The organism is Nonomuraea sp. NPDC049637 (genome assembly GCF_040675235.1).
Taxonomy (GTDB): domain Bacteria; phylum Actinomycetota; class Actinomycetes; order Streptosporangiales; family Streptosporangiaceae; genus Nonomuraea.
Genome location: NZ_JBFAOM010000001.1, coordinates 553,221 through 559,382 on the forward strand (window position 1 = coordinate 553,221; position 6,162 = coordinate 559,382).

Genomic DNA, 6,162 nt, shown 5'->3' on the forward strand with positions numbered 1-6,162 from the left:
GAAGCATGGAGAAAGACCTGGATCCACAGGAGACCGCCGAATGGCTCGAATCGCTTGAGGCGGTCCGGCGGGCGGCCGGTCCCGATCGGGCCGATTACCTGCTGCGCAGGCTCGCCACGAGCACGCGCTATCTCAACACGGTGCCCGCCGCCGAGGAACCCGCCTACCCCGGCGACCTGGAGCTCGAAGAACGCGTCGCGGCCTACGACCGGTGGAACGCCGCCGTCATGGTCAGCCGGGGCAGCAAGCTCGGCCTCGGCGGCCACCTGGCCACCTACGCCTCGGCCGCCTGGCTGTACGAGGTCGGCTTCAACCACTTCTTCCACGGCACGGACGACCAGGTCTTCTTCCAGGGGCACGCCTCCCCCGGCGTCTACGCGCGGGCCTTCCTCGAAGGTCGTCTGAGCGAGGAGCAGCTCGACCTGTTCCGGCGCGAGACGCTGGGCGGGCTGCCGTCGTACCCGCACCCGAGGGCGATGTCGGGCTTCTGGCAGTTCCCGACCGTGTCGATGGGCATCGGCCCGCTCAACGCGGTCTACCAGGCGCGCTTCAACCGCTACCTGCACAACCGCGGCATCAAGGACACCTCGCACAGCCATGTCTGGGCCTTCCTGGGTGACGGCGAGATGGACGAGCCGGAGTCCACCGCGGCGCTGACGCTGGCCGCCAGGGAGGGGCTGGACAACCTCACCTTCGTGATCAACTGTAACCTCCAGCGGCTCGACGGCCCGGTACGCGGCAACACCCGGATCGTGCAGGAGCTGGAGAGCGTCTTCCGGGGCGCGGGCTGGCACGTCGTCAAGGCGCTGTGGGGCGCCGAGTGGGACGGCCTGCTCGGCTCCGACGAGCTCGTGGCCCGGCTCGGCGAGGTGCCGGACGGCCAGTTCCAGACGTTCGCCGCCGCCGACGGCGCCTACATCAGGCAGCACCTGTTCCAGGGGCTCGACGTGCCGTACTCCGACGACGACCTGCGGCGCATCGTCGGCGGCTCGCGGGCCGGGCACGAGCCGCGCAAGGTGTACGCCGCCTACCACCGGGCGCTGCAGAACCGGGGCGCGCCCACGGTGGTCCTCGTCCAGACGGTCAAGGGCTGGACGCTGGGGGCGGGCGTCGAGGCGCGCAACGCCAACCACCAGATGAAGAAGCTCACCCTCGACGAGTTCCGCGTCATGCGCGACCGGCTCGGCCTGCCGGTCCCCGACTCGGCGCTGGCCGGGGAGCTGCCGCCGTACCTGCACCCGGGGCCCGGCTCGGCCGAGGCCGAGTACGTCGCCGAGCGCCGCCGGGAGCTGGGCGGCCCGATCCCCCGCCGCACGGTGGCCGCCCGGACGCTGCCGCAGCCGGGCGAGCGGCCGTTCGCGGCCCTGGCCAAGGGCTCAACGCAGCCGATCGCCACCACGATGGCGTTCGTCCGGCTGGTCAAGGACCTGATGAAGGAGCCGGAGACCGGGCGGCGCTGGGTGCCGATCGTGCCCGACGAGGCCAGGACGTTCGGCATGGAGTCGCTGTTCCCCACGGCGAAGATCTACTCGCCGCTCGGCCAGCGGTACGAGTCCGTCGACCGGGAGCTGCTGCTGGCGTACAAGGAGGCGGTGGACGGGCAGATCCTCATCGAGGGCATCACCGAGGCCGGGTCGATGGCCTCCTTCACCGCGGCGGCCACCAGCTACGCCACCCACGGCGAGCCGATGGTGCCGTTCTACATCTTCTACTCGATGTTCGGCTGGCAGCGGACCGGCGACCAGATGTGGGCCCTGGCCGACCAGCTCGGCCGCGGCTTCCTGGTCGGCGCGACCGCCGGCCGCACCACCATGACGGGCGAGGGCCTGCAGCACGCCGACGGCCACTCCCAGCTCCTGGCCTCCGCCAACCCCGCCTGCCTGGCCTACGACCCGGCCTTCGCCTACGAGGTCGGCGTCATCGTCCGCGACGGGCTCAGGCGCATGTACGGCGAGGCCGCCGAGGACGTGTTCTACTACCTGACCGTCTACAACGAGCCGCTGCCCCAGCCGGCGATGCCCGAGGGCGTCGAGGAGGGCATCGTCAAGGGCATCTACCGCTACTCCGCCGGCGGCGGCGCCGCGCACCTGCTGGCCAGCGGCACCGCGATCCACTGGGCGCTGGAGGCCCAGCGGCTGCTGGCCGAGGAGTACGGGCTGGGCGTGGACGTCTGGTCGGTCACCTCGTGGAGCGAGCTGCGGCGCGAGGCCATGTCGGCGACCGGGGTGCCGTACCTGCGGCGGGCGCTGGCCGGGACCGAGGGGCCGGTGATCGCGGTCAGCGACTGGATGCGGGCCGTGCCCGACCAGATCAGGCCGTGGATCGACCGGCCGTGGACGTCGCTCGGCACCGACGGGTTCGGGCTCTCCGACACCCGGGAGGCCGTGCGCAGGCACTTCGGGGTCGATCCGCGGTCGATCGCGGACGCCGTGCTGAAGGCGGTGGAGGAGTAGCAGCGAGGCGACTCGTCCCGGCGTAACCGTATTTATCGAGGAATCTCCCTAAGTTAGGGCCTGGTGCACCAACCGTGTTCTGCTGATCCCGGGGGGAGACGGGTGAGAACACGGTTGCGCCGGTCGCTGCGTACGCGCCTGGCACTGCTCGCCGGCATCGCCATGCTGCTGCTGAACGTCGTCGTCAGCGGCTTCGTCATGTTCGGCATCCACGACGACGTCGCCGACGTGCGCGCCAGCGACGTGTCCGCGCGGGCCCTGCGCGTGCTCCTCATGGTCAAGCGCAACCAGCTCCCCCAGGTGCTGGAACCCCTCGGCCTCGACGGCATCCAGGTCGTCGACCCGGCCGGACGGGCCGTCGCCTGGACGCCCAACCTGGCCGGCGCCCCCCGCCAGACGGCCCACATCCCCCGCGACCAGGCCAACTACGTCAGCAGGAGCTGCGACCTGCCGGCCTTCCCCGGCCGGTGCGAGCTCGTGGTCGCCCTGCGCGCCTTCCAGCCCGAGGGCACCTGGATCATCTACGCCTTCGACCCCGCGGTCCCCTGGTTCGTCAGCCCGCAGGTCGTGCTGTTCCAGATCGTGGTGTCGGCGCTGCTGGTCGGGCTGACCTTCTTCGGGGTGTCGCGGGTCGTGGCCAGGACGCTCGCCCCCGTCAGCAGCATCACCAAGCGGCTCGCCGAGATCACCGCGGACGGCGGCGGCCTGCGGGTGCCCGTCCCGGACACCGACGACGAGATCAGAGCCCTGGCCGAGACCGCCAACCAGACGCTGGAACGGCTGGAGACGGCGCGGGCCCGCCTGGAGGCCGCGATGGAGCAGCAGCGCAGGTTCGCCGGCGACGCCTCGCACGACCTGCGCAGCCCGATCACCGCCATGCGCGCGCAGGTCGAGGAGGCCATGCTGCATCCGGAGGAGACCGACTGGCGGGAGACCAGCACCCAGGTGCTGGCCAGCCTCGACCGGCTGCAGGCCATCGTCACCGACCTGCTCACGCTGACCAAGCTGGACGCCGGTGCCCCGAGCGACCGCGAGCCGGTGGACCTGGGCGACCTGGTCACCGCCGAGACCGCCCGGCCGCGGGCCAAGCGCGTGGTCACCCACCCGGACGAGGGCGTGGTCGTCATGGGCGACCGGCTGCAGCTCACCCGGCTGCTGACGAACCTGCTGGACAACGCCGAGCGGCACGCCGAGACGCAGGTCACCGTGACGGTCCTGGAGGAGGACGGCCGGGCCGTGCTGGAGGTCCTGGACGACGGCGCAGGCATCGAACCGGCCCAGCGCGAGCTCGTCTTCCAGCGCTTCACCCGCCTGGACGACTCCCGCAACCGCGACGCCGGCGGCACCGGCCTCGGGCTGCCGATCGCCCGGGAGATCGCGACCGCGCACCACGGCACGCTGACCATCGAGGACTCCCCCAAGGGCGCCCGCTTCGTCCTCCGCCTCCCCCTCGCCTGACGGGTGCGGGGCCGCCGGGTTCCTAGTGCTTGCCGTGGCCGCGGGCCAGGCCCTTGCCGTGCTTGGCCTTGGCGGCCTGATGGCCGACCTTCCGCCCCTTGCCCGAGGTGGCCGCGGAAGTGGCGCCGGACCTGGCGCCGGTCCTCGCGCCGGTCACGGCGGGCCGCTGGGCCGGCGGCTGGGCGAGGGGCTGTGCGGACGGACGGCGGCGGGAGCCGCTCTGCTCGCCCGCGCGGTCGGCGGCCTCCTGCGAGGCGCGGTCGCGCGCGACGGCCACGGCGTGCATGATGCCCTCCTGCTCGGGGGCCTGGTTCGGCGCCGGGTCGGCGTGGGAGGGCGTGCGGGTGGCGGCGGGCGGGCCGCCGTCGCCGTTCCAGGACGTCGTGAGGAGCACGCTGGTGACGAGCGCGGCCAGGGCGGTGAGCTGCCGCCAGCGCTGCGGCCTGCCCGGATGCGGGATCGACACCGAGAACGGCAGCAGCTCGCGGTGCGCGCGAAGCCCTCGCGCGGCGCCGGGCATGGTCCGGCGGACCACGTGGTTGCGCTCGCCGGTCCTGCGTCCCGCGCGGTCCCACCCTGGGATCCGCCGCCTGGCGTCCGGCCGCGCCCCGGCGACGGCCCCCGCGTCCTGGACACCTGCCGGGACACCCGCCGGGACGGCGACGCTCTCCGGGACGGGGGCGGGAGCGGTTTCCGGGGTGGGGAGGGAGACCTCCGGGGCGGGGGCCGGGGGGAAGAGGGTGGGGGCCAGGAGGTCGCCGGTGTTGGGCAGCGGGGTGGCCAGGGGGATGGCGGCGGTGTCGTGGGGTTCCTCGTCGCGCAGCGCGGCCACCCGGGTCAGGCGCCGCCGGGCCTCCTCGCCGTCGATCCGGCGGGCGGGGTCCTTGACCAGGAGACCGGCGATGACCGGCGCGAGCGGCCCGGCCAGGTGGAACGGCGCGGGCTCGGAGGTGAGCACCGCGGTCAGGGCGGCCAGGTGGCCGCTGTGCGGGAAGGGCGACTGGCCTTCGACGGCCGCGTACAGGGTGGCGCCGAGGGACCACAGGTCGGCCTGCGGGGTCGCCTGGCCGCCGCGCAGGCGTTCCGGGGCGATGTAGGCGGGCGTGCCCACCACCATGCCCGACTGGGTGATGTTGGCCTGGTCGTCGAGGGTGGTGGCCAGGCCGAAGTCGGTGAGCAGGGCGTGCCGGTCGCCGTTCAGCAGGATGTTGCCGGGCTTGACGTCGCGGTGCACGATGCCGTCGGCGTGCGCCGCGCCCAGCGCCTCCAGCACCTGCAGCCCGAGGCGCGCGGCCTCGGGCGGGGACAGCGGCCCGCGCTCGGCGATCACGTCGGCGAGGCTGCGCGAGGGCACGAGCTGGAGCACGATCCACGGCCGTTCGTCGGCCACCACCACGTCGTAGACTGCGGCGATGTGCGGGTGGCTCAGCCGGGCGGCCAGCCGCGCCTCCCGCATCGTCCGGCCGAGCAGCCGCTCCCGCTCGGCCCCCAGCGTGTGCCCGAGGGTGACCTCCTTGACCGCGACCTGCCGGTCGAGCAGCTCGTCGTGGGCTCGCCAGACGCGGCCCATGCCACCGCGGCCCAGTTCGGACAGCAGCCGGTAGCGTCCGGCCAGCAACCAGCCCGCACAGTGGGAAAGTGACATGCCGCCCTGCCTACCCGATCATCCCGCCCTCATGCAACGGCCGCACAAGCTTCGAGTCGTTCCTGTGAGGAGGGCGGGCCGGGCGGGGGGCGCGGGTCACCCGTTGGTGGGGAAGCCGAGGTTCACGCCGCCGTGGGACGGGTCCAGCCAGCGCGAGGTCACCACCTTGCCCCGCGTGTAGAAATGCACCCCCTCCGTGCCGTGCACATGCGTGTCACCGAACAACGACGACTTCCACCCGCCGAAACTGTAGAACGCCATCGGCACCGGGATCGGCACGTTGATCCCGACCATCCCCACCTCGACCTCGTTCTGGAACCGCCGCGCCGCACCGCCGTCGTTGGTGAAGATCGCCGTGCCGTTGCCGTACACACCCTCGTTGATCACCCGCAGGCCCTCCTCGTACGAGGACACCCGCACCACCGACAACACCGGCCCGAAAATCTCCTCGGTATGCGTCCGCGACCCCACCGGCACCTGATCCAGCACCGTCGGCCCCAGCCAGAACCCACCGCCCCGGCCGCCCAGCACCTCGGTCTCCCGCCCGTCCACCACGAGCTTGGCCCCCTCCGCAACCCCCAGGTCCAGGTAGGAGGCCACCTTGTC

Annotated in this window: 4 protein-coding genes; 2 read left to right on the plus strand and 2 right to left on the minus strand. The window is 73.0% G+C overall.

Annotated elements, in window-relative coordinates:
- Positions 1-5: 5 nt before the first annotated feature.
- Both aceE and AB0J71_RS02395 read left to right on the plus strand, forming a co-directional pair.
- Positions 6-2,453 (plus strand): pyruvate dehydrogenase (acetyl-transferring), homodimeric type, encoded by a 2,448-nt coding sequence (gene aceE, locus AB0J71_RS02390; RefSeq protein ID WP_364412154.1) that lies wholly within the window; start codon positions 6-8, stop codon positions 2,451-2,453.
- 102 nt (positions 2,454-2,555) lie between these two features.
- A complete protein-coding gene (locus AB0J71_RS02395) occupies positions 2,556-3,911 on the plus strand; it encodes a HAMP domain-containing sensor histidine kinase (protein ID WP_352323738.1) in 1,356 nt (451 codons plus the stop codon).
- 22 nt (positions 3,912-3,933) lie between these two features.
- On the opposite strand, the gene AB0J71_RS02400 is transcribed toward AB0J71_RS02395, so the two are convergent.
- Together AB0J71_RS02400 and AB0J71_RS02405 are read right to left on the minus strand one after the other, a co-directional pair.
- Positions 3,934-5,556: a protein kinase gene (locus AB0J71_RS02400; RefSeq protein WP_364412157.1), complete on the minus strand. Its 1,623-nt coding sequence runs from the start codon at positions 5,554-5,556 to the stop codon at positions 3,934-3,936.
- Positions 5,557-5,652: 96 nt separating this feature from the next.
- Positions 5,653-6,162, minus strand: a 510-nt coding sequence (locus AB0J71_RS02405; protein ID WP_364412160.1) for an aldehyde dehydrogenase family protein, incomplete at its 5' end; no start/stop codon positions are given.